Origin of the sequence: Halomonas sp. M1, from assembly GCF_029581375.1 — a bacterium.
Taxonomy (GTDB): Bacteria; Pseudomonadota; Gammaproteobacteria; order Pseudomonadales; family Halomonadaceae; genus Vreelandella.
The window spans coordinates 1,460,777-1,481,126 of the sequence record NZ_CP121119.1 but is presented as its reverse complement, the minus strand read 5'-3'; the positions used below and the strand labels follow the sequence as shown (position 1 = coordinate 1,481,126).

The window sequence follows — 20,350 nt, the reverse complement described above, 5'->3', positions numbered from 1 at the left end:
TTCCGCCTCACGCTGGAGATTTTGTGTTTCAAAACGGGTCTATGAATGCCGTGGTAAAAACACGTCGAGCTGGTGATGTTGGCTATCCAGCGGTACGCGGACGGGCGTGCCTGCGCCTATGTTGGTAATACGATGCCCATCAAGCGTGGCGTAAATGTCGTCTGTCGGGAGCGCCATTGCTGGGTCGTGCGTATTGCTCACCTTGATATGGTAGTGCGTTTTAGCCAGCGTAATATCAGCGCTAACGCTGGGCCAGTGGCTGGGTAGGCAGGGGGAAATGAGTAGCCAGTCTCCTTCGCGGCGAATACCTAAAATTCCCTCTATCCCGGCTTGGTGCATCAAACCAGCGGCACCGGTGTACCACGTCCACCCACCCCGCCCGGTGTGGGGGGCAACGGAGTACACATCCGCGGCCACTACGTAAGGCTCCACGCGATAGCGAGCAGCCTCTTCTGCGGTGTGTGTATGGTTAATGGGGTTGAGCAGGGCAAAAAGTTGGTGCGCTTTATCACCATTGCCAAGGCGTGCAAATGCCTGTATCGCCCACATCGCCGCATGGCTATATTGGCCGCCATTTTCCCGCATGCCCGGTGGGTAGCCGCTGATATAGCCGGGATCACGCTGGGGTTGATCAAAGGGTGGCCAGAAGAGCAGCGCTAACTGCTGATCATGCCGTATGAGCGTGCGTTCCAGCGATGCCATTGCCAAGGCTGTGCGCTGGGGGTCGCTGGCACCCGAAAGTACCGCCCACGACTGCGCAATAGAATCAATCTGGCAGGCATCGCTTGCTTTGCTGCCAAGCCATGCGCCATCGTCGTAGGTGGCGCGCCGGTACCACTGGCCATCCCAGGCCGTTTTTTCCAGCGCTAGGCGAAGGGCTAAGGCGTGCTGCTGCCAGCGAGCAGCACGCTGCGGCTCTGAATGAGGATGCTGCTCTGGATGCGATAGTTGAGCTTCGCGCTGTTCGGCGATTGGGGTCAACAGATCAAGCGTTGTTACTAACAGCCAGCCAAGCCAAACGCTCTCTCCTTTGCCCTCAATGCCTACGCGGTTCATGCCATCATTCCAGTCGCCGCCGCCGATGAGTGGCAAGCCCCGTTCACCTAGTTGCGAAAGGCTAATATCTAGGCTGCGGGCGCAGTGTTCAAACAGCGACGCGGTTTCTAAAGAGGTCGTAGGTTGGAAAAAATGTTCATGCTGGTCAGGCGATAGGAGAGGGCCATCTAAAAAATGTACCGGCTCGTCGAGTATCGCAACGTCTTGGGTGGTGGCCATATAGCGTGCACAGGCATAGGCCAGCCAAATACGGTCGTCAGAGATGCGCGTGCGCACGCCTTGTCCTGAGTGAGGCAACCACCAGTGCTGTACATCGCCTTCTGGAAATTGGCGTGAAGCGGCCCGTAGTAGATGCTGGCGCGTTGTTTCGGGGTGGCTGAAGGTTAACGCCATGCCATCTTGCAGCTGGTCGCGGAAGCCATAAGCGCCGCTGGCTTGGTAGAACGCTGAGCGTGCCGTTAGGCGGCAGGCGATGGTTTGGTACAGCAGCCAGCCGTTCAGCATGATATCCATGGCCCTGTCCGGTGTTGAAACCTGGATGGCATTGAGCTGCCTGTGCCAGTGGTCGTGAATACGGGCAAGTTCTGCGTCAATATCGGCACTACGGAAACGGGCAATTACCTCTGCGACTTCGTCGGTTGTGCCCCCTTGCCCAAGTAAGACGACCATCTCGACGGTTTCACCGGGGGCTACTGTTAGGCGGCGTTGCAGGGCCGTGCAGGGGTCTTGTCCTGCGCCTAGCGTACCGGATAGTGGCGTTTTTCCCCGTAGCCCGGCAGGCTCTGCTAGGCTTTTTCCGTAACCAATAAACTCGCTGCGATTGCCCGTAAATTGAGTAGGCGGCACGCCGATATCAAGAAACGCTACCCGCTCTGGAAAGGCGGCATTCCATGGGTTGGTGACCAATAAAGCGCCGCTATCCGCTGCTTGAGAGGTGATTAGAAAAGGCGCAGATGCGCTGCGCGAGGTGCCCAATACCCACTCTGCATAGGCGGTCACAGAGAGATGGCGTGGCCGCTCTGAGTGATTGGTTATGCTGAGCCGTGAGATGCGCAGCGACGCATCAAGGGGGACAAAGTGCAGCAACGTCATGCTGAGCCCATCGACGGCGTGTTCAAACTGGCTATAGCCAAAGCCATGGCGGGCAATGTAACAGCCTGAGTCGCGTATCGGGCTGGCTGTCGCGGTATACAGGGCGTGAGACTCTTCGTCTCGAATATAAATAGCATCCCCGCTAGGGTCTGTGACAGGGTCGTTAGACCAGGCTGTTAATTGATTCTCTCGGCTGCTGTCTGCCCATAAATAGCCGGCTCCCTCCGCAGAGACTTGAAACCCAAACTGCTGGTTGGCGATCACGTTAATCCAGGGTGCAGGGGTTGTTCTGCCTTCTTCCAGAACCGTGACATATTCGCGGCCTTGCTTTGCAAACCCACCAAGCCCGTTAAAAAACTCAAGCGTTGGTGGTTCAGCGCAGGGTGCGGCGACGCTTCCATTAAGGCGCTGCTGAGGCAGTGCTCGCTTGGTGAAGGTGGCAGGCGGGCTCGCGGGTGGCGCTGGTAAGGAGATAGCGAGCTGGTCGGTAATCGCTCCCCGGTGTGCGATTAATGCTATCCGGGCAATCGATTGAATCTGGTGGCGGGATGCTACGCTTATCAAATCGGCCCGCAAGGCAAAGACGGCTCCCTGTGCCTGGCTACAGTGCAGGCGTGGTCGTGATTGGCTTTTAAGTAACGTTGTTTCAATGGCCTGCTGTAGATCCTGAACATAAGAGGAGGCGCGCTCGTTGATAATCACCACGTCGACTTCAAGGCGCTTTAAATGCCAGTACTCGTGGGCGCGAAGTAGCTGATGCAGCTGTGCGATGTCATCCATGGACTCAATGCGTAGCAGTACGATAGGCAAGTCACCGGATATTCCGTGTTGCCAAAGCAGCGATTGCGGCCCTGCGCCACGCTGAATGGCGGCTTGAGAGGCTCTAAAACGGGCGTCTGGGTAGAGGAGCGGCGCCGCTAGCCGCTGAAAATCGGCCGCCTCTTCAGGGGCAATCGCTAAGTGCCGCAGCTGCACTTGGGCTTGGGTCCAGGCCAGCATTTTGGCGCGTTCACAGGCGCTGTGGTCGTGGTGTTTATCAACTAAATCCAACAGTGCTTCTCGGGATGACGCCACAACGGTCCAGTAGGCGACACGGGCAGCACTGCCAGGCGCAATGCGTAGGCAGCAGCGCAGCGCAAAAATGGGGTCAATAACGCTGCCTACCGTGTTGGATAAGGGCTGGCCCTCAGCAAGAGCAGACGCTTGGTAAATATGGTTGCCTCTCCCGATAAATTTCTCGCGGTCGGTCTCGTATTGGAAGTCTCCTAGCCGTTCGCCTTCTACAACCGCAAAGTGAGCGGCCCATATATTGACATCGTCAGGGGCACGTTTTCGGCGCGTGGCCACTAAGGCGTCAAACTCGGGCAGGTACTCTGTTACCACGAAGAGCTTGGCAAAGCCGGGGTGGGCATTGTCGGTGCTGGGGGTAGTGAGCACTAATTCTGCATAGGAGGTAACGTCAATGTCGCAGGTGTGGCGACCGCTGTTGGTCAGCGTGACAAGGCGCACTTCGCTGTCGTCCTCGCCAGAAACAAGTATCTCTAAGTGACTGGCAATGGATTCGTGATGGTGGGAGTAGCGCGCATAATCTTCGGCAAACAGCACGTGGTTGTACGCATCGTGGGCACTGTTTTTAGGTCCTGTGGTTTGCCCCGTTGCGGTCCACATGCAGGGGCGCCGTGTGTCGCGGAGAAAAATAAAGCTTCCCCAGTGGTCACGCGTGGTGTCGGGTTGCCAGCGGGTGATGGCGATATCGTGCCATCGGCTATAACCGCCGCCTGTCGCGGTTAGCATCACCGAGTAGTTGCCGTTTGAGAGGAGATGCGTCACCGGCGGGCCATTAATCACGGTTGAAACACGGCGTATTGTTTGTGCTTCGTTGATGACCTGACTGGCGGTCGATTTCACCTCTTCTACGCGTGGGTAAGCAATCGCAACGTCACGTGGAATACGCTCTTGTAACAGCAGTTCGCTGGCTTGAATCATCGGTTCACGGTGAAAACGTGCCCGCATTTGCCCGTGATGAAGCGTGTTGGCAATGGCGACGATGGTCATACCTTGGTGGTGCGCCATATAGCTGCGCACAATCACTCGCTCTTCGCCTTTAGGTAGCCGCGAGCGGGTTAGATCTAACGCTTCGTAGTAGCCGTAGCGGCCCAGTGCGCCCATGTCGGCAAGACAGCGATAATTTTGGCAGGCCTCTGCTGGGTCAATCATCGTGGCCAAGCCGGTGGCATAAGGCGCAATCACTAAATCTGCCGAAAGGCCACGCTTGAGCCCTAGGCCAGGCACGCCAAAATTGGAGTATTGATACGTTTGCTCTATATCCCGTGCGTTATATCCCGACTCAGAAATGCCCCAGGGGGCTGAAAACTGCGCAGCGTACAGCTGCTGGCGCTTAACCACTAAGCGGTTGGTTTGCTCCAGTAGGCTTCCTGCAGGGGCGCGCATGATGAGTGAGGGCATTAGGTATTCAAACATGGAGCCTGACCACGAAATGAGGGCAGCGCCGTGTTTTAAGGGCGTTGCCGAGCGGCCAAGGCGGAACCAGTGACGGGTGGGGGCATCACCTTTGGCGATAGCAAACAGGCTGGCTAGCCGTGCCTCTGACGCTAACAGGTCATAGCAACTGCTATCTAGGCTGGCATCATCCAGTGAGTAGCCAATGGAGAGCAGCTGCCGTTCCTGGTTAAGCAGAAAGGCAAAATTCATGTTAAGGGCTAGGCGCCGGGCTTTTGCTGCCAGTTTTTGTAGCCGCTCCGCATGGTTGGCTAATGAGAGCGGCGTTTTCAATACATCGTTGTGGTGCTGAGCAACCACTTTATGCAGTGCATTGACCCAAAATAGCCCGTTTTCACTGTCAGCATCATGACGGCCTTCGAGTAGGTCGTATGCGACATCACGTGTCTGTTTTGTCTGCGTGATCAGGGTGGCTAAGTCCAGGGGTAAGGCGGAATTTTGGTTTATTAATGCCTTAATATTCTCAAGCTGTGCAGTGAGCGGGTGCATGGCTTCGGGGGTGGCGGTTGTCGGTGCTACGCGTTTCAGTGCCTCCAACGCCAGCGCTAGCGTATCGGCGATGCCTTGACGAGCAACGGGGGCCAACGCATCCTGCTGCCATGTTTCCAGGGCATTAGCGAGGGTAATCAGGTGGCCAGCAAGATTGCCGCTATCCACGGTGGAGACATAGCGAGGGACGAGCGGCCGCAGGTCTTCGGTTGCATACCAGTTGAAAAAATGCCCCCGGTAGCGTGGCAGGCCATGCATAACGGTGAGCGTCGCTTCCAGGCGTTTGAGCGCATCCTGTTGGCTGATCCAGCCAAAATCTCGCGCAGCCAGCGCTGCCAGCAAATAGAGGCCCATGTTGGTTGGCGACGTGCGCTGAGCAATAACGGGGTGAGGGTCTTCTTGAAAATTATCGGGCGGTAGATGGTTGCTGGAAGCATCAACAAACGTTTCAAAGTAACGCCATGTTTTGCGGGCGATCAGCCGCAGCTCAAGTGCGTGCTCAGCAGTTAATGGTGGGTGGGAGTTGGTACCGCTTAGCCAAGATGCAATGGCCGGAGCTGACCCCCATAGCAGCGCCATAGGCGCGGCAATTATCCAAACGCTACTGTTAAACCACAGCGTACTGAGCGCCAGGGCTACGCCAAGTAATGTGCCAGGGGCCATATGCATATAAAATCCCCCGACCGTTAAATGGGGGCTTTTCATTGTTTGAGCGGCAGAGGTCCACTCCAGCAAACGGCGATGTGTGATAAACAGCCGCGTTAGCGTGCGAGCAATAGCATCCAGCATTCGCCATGCTTGGTCGGGCAGGAACAGCAGCTGCAGCAAGATTTGCTTTACCCCTAGCGCTAGCTCATCCAGCCACTGCTGAAAATGGTGACGTAAATTAACCCCTGGTTGTAGCGGTATAAACGAGCTAACCAGTGACAGCAGGGTGGGCGCACTGATGATGAAAAAAACCATAAGTGAGCCAACCCAGGCCATTAATAGAGGCAGCTGCCAGCTGACTGCCAAGCTAGCCAGCAGTAACGGTGAAAGCAGCGAGCGGCGAAGGTTGCCGAGTATTTTCAGGCGTCCCGTTAGGGGGAGTGGCGCTTTGAAGAGCCACGGAAGTAACTGCCAATCGCCACGCACCCAGCGATGTTGGCGCTTTGCCACAACATCGTAACGGCTTGGGAAGTCTTCAACGACTTCAATGTCTGAAGAGAGGCCCGCGCGGGCAAAAATACCCTCAAACATATCGTGGCTAAGCAGGCTATTATCGGGAACGCGGTTGGCTAGCGAGGCTTCAAAAGCATCAATGTTATAAATACCTTTGCCGGCATAAGACCCTTCACCTACGAGGTCTTGATACAGGTCTGAAGCAGCAGCGGCATAGGGGTCAATGCCCCCGGGGGCAGAGCACAGCCGCTGGTACGCAGAGCCTCCTTCGCCTGTGGGCAGCGATTGGGTCACCCGTGGTTGAAGAATGGCGTAGCCTTCCACAATGCGCTGGTGCTGCTCGTCAAAACGCGGTTGGTTTAACGGGTGGGCTAGTTTACCGACCAGCTTGCTGGCAACCCCCCTTGGTAAGCGTGTATCTGCATCTAACGTAATGACATAACGAACATCTTTAGGGAGTGCGGGTGGGGCGATAAATGTCGTGTCGGTTGCGCCGCGCAACAGCCTGTTGAGTTCGTGGAGCTTGCCTCGCTTACGCTCCCAGCCCATCCAGCAGTGCTCGCTTGGGTTAAATACGCGTTTGCGGTGGAGTAAAAAGAAGCGTTTTTCATTACCGGACGGGCAGTGGTGATCGTTGAGCCGTTTTACTCGCGTTGCGGCCGCTTTTAATAACGCTGCGTCTTCTGCTATTTCCGGGTGTTGAGCGTCAATACCATCCGTTAGCAGCGCATAGATGAGAGCGCCTTCGCCACTGCTGAGGTAATGCACCTCAAGGCGGTCAAGCTGCTCTTGCAGGTCGGCTTCATTGGTTAATAATGTGGGTACTGCAACGAGCGTACGAAGTTCTGGAGGGACGCCTTTAGCAAGGTCCAGGCTGGGGAGCGGTTGAGCGCCGATGCTATGAATAATGACTCGATTAACAATGATGGTAGCAACTTCAATCATTGGAAGGATGCTCAGGCTAGCCAATAACAGTAGCCAAAAAACCGAGGACTCTCCTGCGCTACCCGAGAGCGTTAACAGCAACCCGCTGGCGGCGGCGATTAACGCTATCGAGGTGGCTGTCAGTAGGGTGGTATAGCCACGAAGACCGCCGTTTAACAGTGCTTGGCGAAACTGTCGGCGAAACGGCGTGCGAAAGCCAAGGCGCTGCTCAAGCGCGTTGCGTCCGGCAGCCACCAAAAAGTAGCCGGGGTCGCCTACCCGTGCGGCTTCTTGAGGGGAGTCCGTAAGCGCGACGGCCTCTTGGGAGGCTGCTAGGGCATGGTCAACTACGTCAAGCTCGGTGTGGGTGGAGCCGCGTGAAAGCTCTTCCACTGCGCTGCGATAATGGTTGCGTGTTGAAAAATCGTACTGCGCGAAATGGCTTCGTTCGCTTAGTTTAGCGTCGACTAAGCTGACACTTTCAAGTAGTTCAGCCCAATCGGTGCTGGAGATAAAGCGCATGCTGGTAATGACGTTGCGTACGGTGACATTCGCCGCCCCTTGGCGCTGCTGAGCACTCTGTACAATGTCATCAATAGAGTCGCCCTGGCGGTTAAGCTGCTCAAAAAGCCAGCAGGCCAGAGGGCTGGTACGTGGATTAACACCGCGTAAGCGTTTGGCAAGTTGGGCTGTGAAGGGCTCAGAGAGCGGTATGTTCTGAAAGGCGAACGGTGGGGCTTCATCATCGGCTGAGCGAACGTCTAACGAAAAGTGACTAGCTGATTCATTGTCGGAGCCTATCCATTTAGCCGCTAATGTGTCCGCTTTGTCGCGCGCTGTTTGCTCATTAATGATTTGGTCGGCAAGACGGCGAAGGTTTTCTATAAGTACGATACGCAGGGTGATCGCTACCGCCCATAACTCGCCAATCGTAAGCGGCTGTTCGCGTTGATAGGCGCGAATAAAGGTGCGCAGGTTGGAGAGTTCTAAGTTGCTATCGGTATGCGCAACAAATGCCCACGCGAGACCAAACACGCGCGGGTAACCCGCAAAGGGGCCTTCTGACAGCTTGGGTAACTGGCGATAATAACCGGGAGGGAGGTCGCCGCGCACTTCGCGAATCTGTGCTTCAATCAGGTGATAATTATCAAGCAGCCAAGCAGCGGCGGGCACGATATCCCGGCCATCTGCCTGGGTGGCAGCACAGGCTCGGTAGGCGGCAAGTAGCTTGCTGGCATTATCATTGAGGCGCCGGGTTAAGGACATCACCTGGGGCGGGGTTGGGGTGACGTATTGTGCCCTAGCTAAGCTACCTGCATGTTGTTCCAGCCTTTCTGCACTAAACAGCTCTTCGCGCACTGGCGCTGTTGAACGCCAAAGTGCCGTAGAGGCATGGTGTTGATACTTATCACGTAGGAAAGACGTCCAGGTAAAAAGCGTCACAGATTATGTCCTGGTTAATGTGCATAGCGTGTCGTGTAAACACGCTTCTTCTCTTCCAGGACGATGTGCTTAACGTTAACCCCTGTCGGTTCGTTAGCACACATTGTGCGCACCAAACAAATCAGGGTGCCGTGATGAATTATTTAACTATCGCGATACTGGCGCAGCGTCCAGTAACCACCCCACAGGCGGGTAGCCGTAGTGATGATGCAAGCAGCGGCAAATAGCCCCGCCAGCCATGGAAAGTGCTGAGGAAAGAGGCAGAAGAGCACCAGCGCAGCCACGGTTTCGGTGCCTTCGGTTAGCCCTTCTAAATAGTAGAAAGCTTTTTGCGGGAAGTTGGGCCGCTCAACGTTGCGCGCTTTGGCAGCAATGGCAAAGGCGAGAAACGACGTTCCTGTGCCGATAAATGCAAATAGCAACACCGCAGCGGCTAATGCGTTTTGCGCCGGGTTAGCAAGCGCAAACCCAAGCACAACCGCTGCGTAAAACACAAAATCCAACCCAATATCAATAAATCCACCGGCATCGCTTTGCTGGCCGCTTAGCCTAGCAAGGGCGCCATCCAGGCCATCGCCCACGCGGTTTAGCACAATGGCGATCAGTGCTAGCCCGTACTGCTCGAAGGCAAGCAGCGGCAGGGCGGTGATACCGACTAAAAAAGCGCTGAGCGTGACGTGGTCGGGAGCGATGCTCAGGCGATGAAGGTATCGCGCCATTATTGCCAGCGGACGATGGGTGAGCGGCATAGTAAAACGATCTAGCACGTTAATATCTCCGGCGATTGCTAATTTTCAGGTTGAGGTTTTCCAGGCCAAGTTTTTCCAGACCAACGCTTTTAAGACCAACGCTTTTAAGACCGAAGCCTTTAAGACTAAAGTTTTTAAGACCAAGGTTGTTAGACTTTGGTTGTATATTTGGCCAATTTACTGGACTAATGGCTTGTCGCAGTGAATAAAGGGCGCCACAAAAACCAGCCTGACTGGTTTAACTAGGTCATGGGGCTACGCTGTTTTATAACCCCCCTTTTTTTCACCTGACTGCAAGCGATACTTTTCTAATGCGCAGAACTGCTACGATGACGCTCTGGGATCAGCTTTGGCACTCCCACGACCAGGTCAAAAATCTACTCATGTGCGCGTTGCCAACAACGGGTACGGGTAGCGCCTCGCCAGGTTCTTCAAATACGCAACAGGGTAGTGGCTCCAAGCCGCCTCGCCCACCTGCCTATACGACGGCCCAAAAAGTGGGCTTAGTGTTAGGGCCGATGCTATTTGCCTTTGTGCTGCTATTTTTTCACCCGGCAGATTTGAGCTTGGAAGGCCGCATGGTGCTTGCCACCACGCTGTGGGTAGCCGTTTGGTGGATTACCGAAGCCATTCCAATCCCCGTTACCTCGCTACTGCCGATTGTATTGCTGCCCATCACCGGTGCGCTGGAGAGCAGTGCCGTCACGGCTGCCTACGGCAACCCGATTATCTTCTTATTCCTTGGCGGTTTTATGATTGCGCTAGCCATGGAGAAGTGGGATCTGCACAAGCGTATAGCGCTGAATATTATTTCGGTGTTAGGCACCAGTATTAATAGCATCGTGTTCGGCTTTATGGCCGCCACCGGCTTTCTGTCGATGTGGGTCTCCAATACGGCAGCGGTGATGATGATGTTGCCTATCGGCACTGCCATTGTTTATCAGGTTACGCTAGAGCTGAATAAGGGCGAGGGTGACCACAGCGAAGACATCGATAAATTCAGTAAAGCGCTGATTTTTGGTGTTGGCTACGGCGGCACCATCGGGGGCTTGGGCACCCTGATTGGAACACCCCCCAATATTATTCTGGCAGCCATCGTTAATGAGCTGTTTGGCGTTGAGATCACCTTTGCCAGCTGGATGATGTTTGCCTTTCCTGTCGTGGTGGTGCTGCTATTTATTGGCTGGATTATGCTGACCCGCTTCATTTATCCGATTAAATTCAGCAACCTTCCGGGTGGCAAAGCGCTCATTGCTAAGGAAAAGGCCGCGCTGGGTAAGATCACCTTCGAAGAGAAAGCAGTGTTGGGGGTCTTCCTGTTCGCGGCGTTTTTCTGGATTACCCGTTCGTTCCTATGGCAAGGGCAGATACTAGCGATTCCCGGCATTAACGACACCATGATTGCTATTTTTGCGGCTATCCTGCTGTTCTTAATCCCTTCGCCTAATAAAGGGGGGTGCTTGCTGGGGTGGGATGTTGCCAAGGATGTACCTTGGGGCATTTTGTTGTTGTTCGGTGGCGGCTTGGCGATTGCCGCTGGCTTTAGCTCCTCCGGGCTGGCTATCTGGATTGGCGGGCAAATGAGCGTGCTAGAAGGGGTTAACTTCCTGCTAGTGATACTGCTAGCTGCGGGCATGGTGCTGTTCTTAACCGAGATCACCTCTAACACCGCAACGGCTACAATGATTTTGCCGGTCTTGGCATCGCTTGCGTTGGCGCTGAATATTCACCCCTTCGTACTGATGGTACCCGCAGCCATGGCAGCCAACTGCGCCTTTATGCTGCCGGTAGGTACACCGCCCAATGCGATTATTTTTGCCACTGGCAAGATTAAAATTATTGAAATGGTGCGTAACGGCTTCTGGCTCAACATTATTGCGCTGCTGCTGATTGTGGCCGCGGTTTATTTCCTAATGCCCATACTGTGGGGAGTCGACATAACCACGTATCCGGATGCTTTCCGAAACTAATTGTTCGTATATGTTGTAGAAATTACCCCGCCGCCGTGCGGGGTTTTTTATGGGTAGAGAGAAGGCGGCATTGATATGATGGGCCATATTTTTTGCGTTGAGCCTGCCATGCGACTACTTCATACCGCCGATTGGCACCTGGGGCGGCTGTTTCACAACCTCTCGCTGCTGGAAGACCAACGTCATGTACTGAATCAGCTCATTGAGATTATCGACCGCGATGCGGTGGATGCTGTGCTGATTGCCGGTGATATCTACGACCGCTCTGTGCCACCCGCCGCCGCCGTCACGCTATTAGATGACATCCTTGGCGAACTGTGTGAAAAGCGTGGTTTGCCGGTAATTATGATCTCCGGCAACCACGACGGCGCGGAGCGCCTGGGCTTCGGCGCGCGCCACCTGCGCCAGGCTGGCCTACATATTTTGTCTGATTTAGCTGCCTGTGATCGCCCCGTGACACTGTCGATTAACGGGGTAGACGTGGATGTGTTCGGTATTCCCTACGCTGACCCAGAGTATGTGCGCAGCCAGTTTTCAGCCGATGTACGTGACTTTGATAGCGCTCACCGCTACTTGATAGAGCGTATTGAGGCAAAGCGTCAAGCAGGCCGTCCCGCCGTACTGATGAGCCACTGCTTTGTGGATGGTGGTAGCGCCAGTGATTCCGAACGCCCGTTGACCCTAGGCGGCGCAGAGAGCGTGGCGTGGGAGCCAATGCAAGCGTTTGACTATGTCGCCTTAGGCCACCTTCACGGGCCGCAATATCGCGGCGGTGAACATATTCGCTACAGCGGCTCGCTGCTTAAATACAGCTTTTCTGAAGCTAATCAGCGCAAGGGCGTTACCCTGGTGGATATTGGCCCCGAGGGCGTAAGCCAGATTGAACACCGCCCGTTGACACCGCGTCGAGAAGTGCGCGTGTTGGAAGGTGAACTGGACGCGCTGTTAGCACAGGGGAGAACCGACGCCCAAGCCGATGACTACCTGTTAGTGCGGCTGACCGACCGCCACGCGATTCTTGACCCCATGGGCAAGCTGCGCGAGGTCTACCCCAACGTGCTGCATTTAGAAAAGCCCGGCATGTTAGAGGCGCGAGGGCGTCAGCAATTAGACCGTGAGCGGCTGCAGTTTAGTGCCCTGGATATGTTTAGCGATTTCTTCAGCCAAACCAGCGGTGAAAAAATGAGCGAGGAGCAGGCTAGCGCCATGCGTGAACTCATCACCACGCTAAGCCGCGAGCAGGAGGAGAAGCCATGACGCCGCTAACGCTCACCATGCAGGCGTTTGGCCCCTTTGCAGGCAGCGAAACGATTGAGTTCACGGCGCTGGGCAAAAGCCCGCTGTTTTTGATTAACGGCCCCACGGGTGCCGGGAAAAGCTCGATATTAGATGCCATCTGCTTTGCGCTTTACGGCCAAACCACCGGTAATGACCGCGATGCCGGGCAGATGCGTTGCGACCAGGCTGCTGATACGTTGTTGACGGAGGTCAGCTTGGATTTTCGCCTGCGTGATGGGGCTTACCGAGTGCGCCGGGTGCCCCAGCAAGAGCGCCCCAAGGCCACTGGCGAAGGCACGACCACGCAAAGCGCTGAAGCCCAGCTATGGCGGCTGACTCCGGAAGGCGAAGAAAATGAATGTTTGGTGGCGCGTAAGGTCACCGATGCCAACAGCCAGTTGCACGCTTTAATCGGCCTGGATGCTAATCAATTTCGTCAAGTGATGGTGCTGCCCCAGGGTAAGTTCCGCGAGCTGTTGCTGGCAGAATCAAAAGACCGCGAGAAAATCTTTTCGCAGCTGTTTCAAACGCACATTTTTCAGCGCATTGAAGAGCGCCTGCGTACCCAGGCAAACCAAATTGAGCGGGCGGTGAGTGACCATCGCCAGCATATTAGCGGCATTTTGGCCGGTGGCGAGCTGGAAAGCGAGGCGGCGTTAGCGCAAGAGTTATCGGCGCTAACCCCGCAAGTAGGGCAGGCGCGGCAGTGCTTTGAAACTGCTCAGCAGCAGCGGCGCAGCGCTGAACAGCGGCGAGACGAGGCCCTAACGCTGCAGCGTCAATTTGAAGCCCGCGACAGCCTGGCCGCGGATAAAGCACGCCACCTTGAGCAGCAAGCGCAAATAACAGATTGCCAAAGCCGCTTGACCCAAAGCGACCACGCCCAAGCGCTGCGGCCCCACAGCACTGCGTTAGCCCAAGCGAAACAGGCGCTGAGTACCGCCCAAACAGAACAGCAGCAGGCCGATGCCGCACTCACCACTCAGCTTGCCAGCACCGAGCAAGCCAAGCACGCCTTTGAGACGGCGCGCCAGCACCAAACGGAACTGCCCGCGCTTCGTGAGCGCCATCGACAGTTGGGCGAGTTTATCCAAAAAGGCCAGCAGTTAAGCGAGCTTGAAGCACGCTGCCAAACGGCCCAGGCCGCTTGGCAGCAAGCCGATGACCACCTAAAGTGCGATGAAGCGCGGTTAGACAGCATTCGCCAGCAAGGTGAAGCGATAAGTCTCACTCTTGAGCGCCTGCAAGCGGAGGGCCAGCAGTTGGCCAGCGCCCCCTCGGAGCTAAGCCGTCATGAGAACCTGCTAACTCAGCGACAAGCGTTGGATGAACTGATTCGGCAGGGGCGTGAACTCACTGTTCAACAACAGCAGGCAGCGGAGGCGCTCAACCGCCGACGCAGCGACGCAGAGCAGGCCAAGCGGCACGCGACGGAGCAAGAGATGCGCTGGCATCAGGGGCAGGCCGCACTGCTAGCGCTATCCCTTGAGGAGGACGCACCTTGCCCGGTGTGCGGCAGTCTTGAGCACCCGGCCCCGGCGGTTAAACATGCGGACATCGTTACCCAAGCCCAGGTGGAAACCGCCCGCTCATCCCAGGAGCAAGCCCGTCACGCGTTGGACACCGCCGAGCGTCAGGTCCAGCAGTTAGTACAACAGATGAGTTACAACGCCGAGCAGACGCAGCGCCTTAGTCAACAGCTTGGCGAATGGGCCAGCCAGCCACAGGCCGAATTGCAACAAGCCTGTGAACAATTACGCCGCCAAGTCGAGCGTCGGGCAAATGTCGAAGGTGAGATTAACCAGCATATCGACGCTCGTGACGCGCTACGCCGTGACTGGGGCACGCTGGATAAGCAGCTCAAAGCTCAGCGGCCTATGGTTGAAAAGGCCAAAGAAGAGGCGTTACGGCTAGAGAGCCAGCGCGATCAATTAAGTCAATCGCTGCCTGAAAATGCCCGTAACCCGTTAGCTATGCGCCAAACGCTCACAGAGCTGGACAGCCAGATTGCTGAGTTCGAAAAAGCCTGGGAGGCTACTCAGCAGACGCTTTCGGCTAACCAAACCCAGCAGGCGCGGGCAGAAGAGCAACTGCGTGGCGCGAATCAGCGGGTAGCGCACTGCCAGCAAGCCCTTGAACAGGCGCAGGCTGAGTGGCAAACGGCACTACAGGGCAGTTCGTTTGAAAGCGAAGCTGCCTTTCAGGCGGCTCAGTTAGAGGATAGCCAACGGCAAGAGCTAGCACGCCAAGTAGAGGCGTATCAGCGGCGTCTAGCCGAGCTTGAGGGCGCGCTACACAACTACCATGCCCAGCTTGCGGAAAAAACGCCGCCAGAGCTCGCTACACTTACCACGCTCACGGAAGCAGCCCAAGCTGAGGAGCATACCCAGCTAGAGGCGTGGCGAGCGTTGGATGGGCGGTTAAAGGCCCTGCAGGGGATTCGTCAAAAGCTCACCGCCGCCCACGCGGCCCAGGCCGAGCTTGAAGCCCAGTATCGGGTGTGGGGAACGCTCAGCGAGGTAGCCAACGGGCGGACTGGTCATCGCATTAGCTTGCAGCGGTTTGTGCTGGGCGTGTTGTTGGACGACGTACTGATTCAGGCGTCTGAACGGCTGGTGCGTATGAGCCGAGGGCGCTATCAGTTGGTGCGCCGCGAAGATCCCTCTAAAGGCAATAAAGCGTCAGGATTGGAGCTGGACGTAGCCGACACCTACACCGGCAAGAGTCGTTCGGTAGCGACGCTCTCCGGCGGTGAGTCGTTTATGGCAGCGCTTTCGCTGGCGTTGGGGCTTTCCGACGTGGTGCAGGCCTACGCGGGTGGTATTCAGCTGGATGCGCTATTTATTGATGAAGGCTTTGGCAGCCTGGATCAGGATGCACTAGATCAAGCCATTGCCATGCTCAGCGAGCTGCAAATGGGCGGTCGTATGATTGGGGTTATCTCCCATGTCAGCGAACTCAAAGAACAAATGCCAGTCCGTATAGACGTGCGTACCAGCCGCCAGGGCAGCACAGTAGAAGTAAAAGGGTCGCTGACGGTATAGCCTAAATGTTGACAAGGAGTACAAGGATGAACGCAAGCAAAATTTTGCAGCAGCTGATGCAGCAAGCCACGGGTAGTCAGAATAGCAGTGGTAGTCAGAATAACAGTGGTAGCCAGCAGGGCGGTGGCGGCATGGATGTTAAAGGTATGCTGGATGGCCTTTCTCGCCAGTTGGGTGGGGGCAGTAGTCAAGGGGCTAACCAAGGGGGTAAGGCGAGCAGTTTTGATATGAAAAGCCTGCTAGGTGGCGGTGCGATGGGCCTATTGGTTGGCTCTAAGCGGGGCCGAAGCATGGGAGGCAAAGCGCTTAAATATGGTGCAATAGCAGGTGTGGGCATGTTGGCATGGAAGGCATGGCAAAACTCCCAAGAGGCTAAAGGAGGCAGTGCTAACAGCGTCGCAGAAGGGGAGCGGGTAGAAGTCCTTAGTGGTGAATACCAAGAGCGGCGCAGCTTAGAGCTGCTTCAAGCGATGATTATGGCCGCCCGAGCTGACGGTCATATTGATGAGCAGGAGCAGGCGCTGATTACCGAGCAGATTGATGCTTTGGGGGCTGATCAGGAGATGCATAGCTGGGTAGAGCAGCAGCTTAAAGCACCGCTGGATGCCCAGGCGCTGGCCCGTGAAGCAGACTCCCCCCAGGCCGCACGGGAAATGTATCTGATGAGTGTGGCCGTGACCGATGAGCAAAACCCTATGGAACGCGCCTGGCTTGATCAGTTGGCTGGCGCGCTCAACTTGCCAAAAGAGGTGGTTGATGAGCTGGAGCGCCAGGCACGGCAGGCAGGGTAATGCTTGAAACACTTAACCTTTGGCTAGCCACAGGTTTTGGGCTGGGGCTAGCGCCGATTGCGCCAGGTACGTTTGGTTCACTACTCGGTATACCGTTGGCATGGTGGTTACTAGGTCGGCCGTTGGGTCAGCAGGGCGCCATGATGGCCGTTTTAGTGGCGTTGGCTGTGCCGGTGTGTCATTACGCTGCGTTGCAGCTGGGAGAGGGAGACCCTGGCAGTATTGTGGCCGATGAGTATGTAGCCTTTCCACTTGCGGTTATCGGGCTAAAGGCGGCTCGCCATCCGCTTGTCATGGCGCTGGCATTTGCTATTTTCCGCTTCTTTGATGCGTTAAAACCACCGCCTATTCATCTGGCAGAGTACGTTCAGGGCGGAGTAGGGATTGTCTTAGATGATGTTGTCGCGGCATTGGCGACTTGGGTGGTCGTGGTATTGGTGCTGAAGCTATGGCAACGGAGAGCATCTCAGCCTGTTTAAGCGACTCAGTTTGGCAGTGAGGAATAACAACGCCGCCAGCCTTTATTAGGCTAGCGGCGCTCTCTTTTTCACGCCCCATGCTACTGGGTGTTTAAAGCATCACTCTTGAACGACAATTACCGATTTAACATTGACGAATTCGTGCATCCCAAAGCCGCCGTGCTCACGCCCGTAACCGGAGTTTTTAACCCCGCCAAAGGGCATTTCCGGCGTGGCTACACCAAAACCGTTAATAAATACCATGCCCGTATCAAAGTACTTGCTGGCTAGCTCGGTGGCGCGTTTGACGTCTTTAGAGATAATGCCGCCACCTAAGCCATAGCGGCTGTTGTTGGCAATGCGCATGGCATCTTCATCATCTTTGGCGCGAATTAGCGCGGCAACCGGACCAAATAGCTCGTCGTCATAAGCGGGCTGGCCGGGCGTTACGTTGTCCAGCACGGTGACTGGGTAGAAGGCGCCTTTACCTGCTGGCTTTTCACCGCCACAAAGTATCTTGGCACCTTTGCTAACACTCTCTTCTACCTGCGCGTGGAGCTTATCGCGTAGGTCGACCCGGGCCATCGGGCCAACGTCGGTATCGCTTGCTTTGGGATCACCCACTTTTACCGCTTTCATTTTTTCAACAAAGCGCTCTTTGAAGGCATCGTAGTTAGCGTCCGTTACCACAAAGCGTTTTGCGGCGACGCAGGTTTGCCCGCCATTGAAAACCCGGCCTGTGACACAGGTATCTACCGCTACATCAAGATCCGCATCATCGAGTACCAAGTACGCATCGTTAGAGCCTAGTTCCAGTACGGTTTTCTTCAGATTCTCGGCCGCTTTTGCCGCTACTTGACGCCCCGCGCCATCGCTGCCGGTGAGGGTAACGCCCCGTACTGCGTCATGGGCAATCACTTCATCGGAAACATCGTGGGAAATAACCAGCGTGCGGAAGACATTTTCAGGTAGGCCAGCGTCACGGTAAATTTTCTCAAGCAGCAAGCCGCTGCCCGTCACGTTTTCAGCGTGTTTTAGCAAGACGCTGTTACCCGCCATGATATTGGCGATGGAGTAACGCACTACTTGGTAGGCAGGGAAATTCCATGGCTGAATGCCGTAAATCACACCCATGGGCGAGTAGGTAATAATACCGCGCTTACCGTTACCCGGCTTGCGCTCTTCATCGGCGAGTTCCGTGGGGCCGTGTTCAGCGGTGTAATCACAGATGCCAGCGCACAGGTCGATCTCCTGACGGGCTTCCTTTGGTGGCTTGCCCATCTCTTGAACGATTAACTCAGCAAGCGCTTCTTTATGGGCACTCAGCGCTTTGCCAATGGCTTTAACAATGCTGGCACGGTGTGCAAGGGAGTGTAGTCGCCAGTCCAGGAACGCTTGATAGCTTGCGTCAACCACTTGCTTAGCCTGGCTGGAATCCATAAATGTATAGGTATTTAGTGTTTCGCCAGTGCTCGGGTTAACGGTTGTGATGCTGTTGCTCATAAGATCTCCTATCTTTAGATCAACGGTGCGTTAGAACGTAGACCAGTCCATAGCCGACTGGTCTATTGATGATGCTATTCACTCTAGTTGAGAAAGTGTGGTTTTGCCCAAATGAATTGTTAGCGGCTAATTGTAGGTTGGGCCGCCAGCGTCTTCACCCCACACCTCTTCTAAGCGGTTATCTCGGCCACAGTTATGGCGGTAAAAGCGGTAGCGCAGCGGATTTTTTTGATAGTACGCTTGGTGGTACTCCTCAGCTTCCCAGAACTCGCTAGCGGGCATAATTTGCGTGGCAACTTCACGGTCAAAGCGCTGCTCTATCTCAGCTTTGGTGGCTTCGGCGAGCTCACGCTGCTCATCGTCGTGATAAAAAATCGCTGAACGGTACTGTGAGCCTACATCGCAGAACTGTTTATCAACCGCAAAGGGGTCAACGTTGTACCAAAAAATTTCCAGAAGCTGCTCGTAGCTGATCTCCTCGGGGTTATAGGTAACCTCAACAGATTGGGCGTGCCCCGTATCGCCTCGGCCAATCTCTTGATAGGTAGGGTTCTCGCGCTCCCCGCCGGTATAGCCAGAGAGGGTGGAAATAACCCCTGCTTGGCGGTCGTAAGGCGGCTCCATGCACCAAAAGCAGCCGCCTGCAAATGTGGCCACGGCATTAGGTTGTTCCTGAGCCTGAAGTGAGGCGTTGGTAAAGCTGGCGGCTACCAGTACGCCAAGCGTTAAGGGGCGAAGGTGGGCAAAACGAGACATGGGGCGCTCCAGTGTACGTAATAAGTCATCGCTCTAGGAGTCGGTGAACGACGCTAGGTTCCAACTACTTATACATAAAGCGCCAGAGATGTACATTAACTGTCTAACCTGGGCGATGGGGCCACACGGTATTCAGCGTATCAAGCGCTGCTTTAATAGTGGGTTCTGTCGCGCGGTCATTACGCCATATCAAACTAAGAGCGCAAGGCAGGCGGACGTTATCGGCGACAGCCAAGCCGCTCTCCTGGCGTTCGGCCATGGCCAACGCATCCCGGGCCAAGCTAAGCCCTACGCCCGCGCGCACTAAATCCAGCATGCAGGCTTCTTGGTCTACCTGGGCGACGCGGTTTGGCGTAGCGCCACTTTCGGCTAATGCACGGTTTAGTAGCCGGTAATGGGCTGAAACGGGGGGTGTCACAATCCAGGGCAGCCGTGCCAACACTTCCCAGCGGGTATCCGCTAGCTTGGCTTCCCAGCCTGCCGGGGCTACCACGTGGTAATGAAAGTGGGTGAGTTCACGCCAGGCAAGGGTGTCACTGCCCATACCTGTATTGGCGGTACCTTCGCCGGGCGGAGCGAGAAAAAAGCCCACGTCTAATTCGCCCTGCTCTACATCCGCCAACACGCTGCCGCTCATGCCGTGATGTAGTTCGGTTTCCAACTGCGGTGCCCGAGCCATTAATCGGCTAAGAAAATCGCCTAGGCGGATAAATTCTGGATCGACAATGGTGCCAATTTTTAATTTTCCCCGCAGCGTGCTGTGTAAGGCGCTGGCGCTCTGCTCAAAGGCAAGGGCGCTGGCTAAAGCGTTTTCAGCAGCGGGGAGTAGCGCATAGCCATCGGCGGTTAGCGTTAACCCTTGGGGGCGGCGGGTAAACAGCGTAAGGCCTAAGTGTTGCTGCAACTGCTTCAACTTTAGGCTGACAGCGGGCTGGGTAAGGTGTAGCTGTTCGGCAGCCCGCGACACGCTGCCGGTGCGTGCGACGGCAACAAAGGCGCGTAGCGCTGCGTACTCCTGCATAAATAGGCTCCCCATAGTGGTGTGTTATTAGTAAATCTTATATCTGGGTTAAAAATTACTCAATTGATTGCCGTGAAAAGGGGGGTAGTCTGTTG

General features: G+C 55.6%; 10 protein-coding genes. 5 read left to right on the top strand and 5 right to left on the bottom strand.

Annotated elements, in window-relative coordinates; translation table 11 throughout:
* Positions 1–39 precede the first annotated feature (39 nt).
* Together P8S54_RS06660 and P8S54_RS06655 are read right to left on the bottom strand one after the other, a co-directional pair.
* Positions 40–8,685 carry a glucoamylase family protein gene (locus P8S54_RS06660; protein WP_281443750.1) on the bottom strand — a complete coding sequence of 2,882 codons (8,646 nt, stop codon included), beginning with the start codon at positions 8,683–8,685 and terminating at the stop codon, positions 40–42.
* A gap of 143 nt (positions 8,686–8,828) precedes the next feature.
* Positions 8,829–9,452: a CDP-alcohol phosphatidyltransferase family protein gene (locus P8S54_RS06655; RefSeq protein ID WP_281443749.1), complete on the bottom strand. Its 624-nt coding sequence runs from the start codon at positions 9,450–9,452 to the stop codon at positions 8,829–8,831.
* Between the two features lie 293 nt (positions 9,453–9,745).
* On the opposite strand from P8S54_RS06655, the gene P8S54_RS06650 reads away from it, so the two are divergent.
* The 5 genes from P8S54_RS06650 to P8S54_RS06630 all read left to right on the top strand — a co-directional run bounded on the left by P8S54_RS06650 (position 9,746) and on the right by P8S54_RS06630 (position 16,996).
* The gene (locus tag P8S54_RS06650; protein ID WP_281443748.1) at positions 9,746–11,404 is read left to right on the top strand and encodes a DASS family sodium-coupled anion symporter; all 1,659 of its coding nucleotides are present in this window, start codon (positions 9,746–9,748) and stop codon (positions 11,402–11,404) included.
* A 108-nt stretch (positions 11,405–11,512) separates the two neighbouring features.
* Positions 11,513–12,661: an exonuclease SbcCD subunit D gene (locus P8S54_RS06645; RefSeq protein ID WP_281444074.1), complete on the top strand. Its 1,149-nt coding sequence runs from the start codon at positions 11,513–11,515 to the stop codon at positions 12,659–12,661.
* Positions 12,658–15,726 carry an SMC family ATPase gene (locus P8S54_RS06640; RefSeq protein ID WP_281443747.1) on the top strand — a complete coding sequence of 1,023 codons (3,069 nt, stop codon included), beginning with the start codon at positions 12,658–12,660 and terminating at the stop codon, positions 15,724–15,726. The genes P8S54_RS06645 and P8S54_RS06640 overlap by 4 nt, the downstream gene beginning before the upstream one ends.
* A 26-nt stretch (positions 15,727–15,752) precedes the next feature.
* Positions 15,753–16,517: a tellurite resistance TerB family protein gene (locus P8S54_RS06635; RefSeq protein ID WP_281443746.1), complete on the top strand. Its 765-nt coding sequence runs from the start codon at positions 15,753–15,755 to the stop codon at positions 16,515–16,517.
* Positions 16,517–16,996: a phosphatidylglycerophosphatase A gene (locus tag P8S54_RS06630; RefSeq protein WP_281443745.1), complete on the top strand. Its 480-nt coding sequence runs from the start codon at positions 16,517–16,519 to the stop codon at positions 16,994–16,996. Before P8S54_RS06635 ends, P8S54_RS06630 begins: the two co-directional genes overlap by 1 nt.
* A 99-nt stretch (positions 16,997–17,095) precedes the next feature.
* Here the strand turns inward: P8S54_RS06630 and P8S54_RS06625 are convergent, their stop codons facing one another.
* From P8S54_RS06625 to P8S54_RS06615, 3 genes are all read right to left on the bottom strand, one after another.
* On the bottom strand, positions 17,096–18,478 hold the full coding sequence (locus tag P8S54_RS06625; protein ID WP_281443744.1) for an NAD-dependent succinate-semialdehyde dehydrogenase: 1,383 nt from the start codon (positions 18,476–18,478) through the stop codon (positions 17,096–17,098).
* A gap of 126 nt (positions 18,479–18,604) precedes the next feature.
* Positions 18,605–19,234: a peptide-methionine (S)-S-oxide reductase MsrA gene (gene msrA, locus P8S54_RS06620; protein WP_281443743.1), complete on the bottom strand. Its 630-nt coding sequence runs from the start codon at positions 19,232–19,234 to the stop codon at positions 18,605–18,607.
* Positions 19,235–19,337: 103 nt separating this feature from the next.
* Entirely contained in the window at positions 19,338–20,255 is a 918-nt protein-coding gene (locus P8S54_RS06615) for a LysR family transcriptional regulator (protein ID WP_009101190.1), read from the bottom strand.
* Positions 20,256–20,350 lie beyond the last annotated feature (95 nt).

What these genes read in the sequence shown, in the direction of transcription:
- P8S54_RS06650 (WP_281443748.1), top strand. Translation starts at nt 9,746, where the DNA reads ATGCGCAGAACTGCTACGATGACGCTCTGGGATCAGCTTTGGCACTCC.
- P8S54_RS06645 (WP_281444074.1), top strand. Translation starts at nt 11,513, where the DNA reads ATGCGACTACTTCATACCGCCGATTGGCACCTGGGGCGGCTGTTTCAC.
- P8S54_RS06640 (WP_281443747.1), top strand. Translation starts at nt 12,658, where the DNA reads ATGACGCCGCTAACGCTCACCATGCAGGCGTTTGGCCCCTTTGCAGGC.
- P8S54_RS06635 (WP_281443746.1), top strand. Translation starts at nt 15,753, where the DNA reads ATGAACGCAAGCAAAATTTTGCAGCAGCTGATGCAGCAAGCCACGGGT.
- P8S54_RS06630 (WP_281443745.1), top strand. Translation starts at nt 16,517, where the DNA reads ATGCTTGAAACACTTAACCTTTGGCTAGCCACAGGTTTTGGGCTGGGG.
- P8S54_RS06625 (WP_281443744.1), bottom strand. Translation starts at nt 18,478, where the DNA reads ATGAGCAACAGCATCACAACCGTTAACCCGAGCACTGGCGAAACACTA.
- msrA (WP_281443743.1), bottom strand. Translation starts at nt 19,234, where the DNA reads ATGTCTCGTTTTGCCCACCTTCGCCCCTTAACGCTTGGCGTACTGGTA.
- P8S54_RS06615 (WP_009101190.1), bottom strand. Translation starts at nt 20,255, where the DNA reads ATGCAGGAGTACGCAGCGCTACGCGCCTTTGTTGCCGTCGCACGCACC.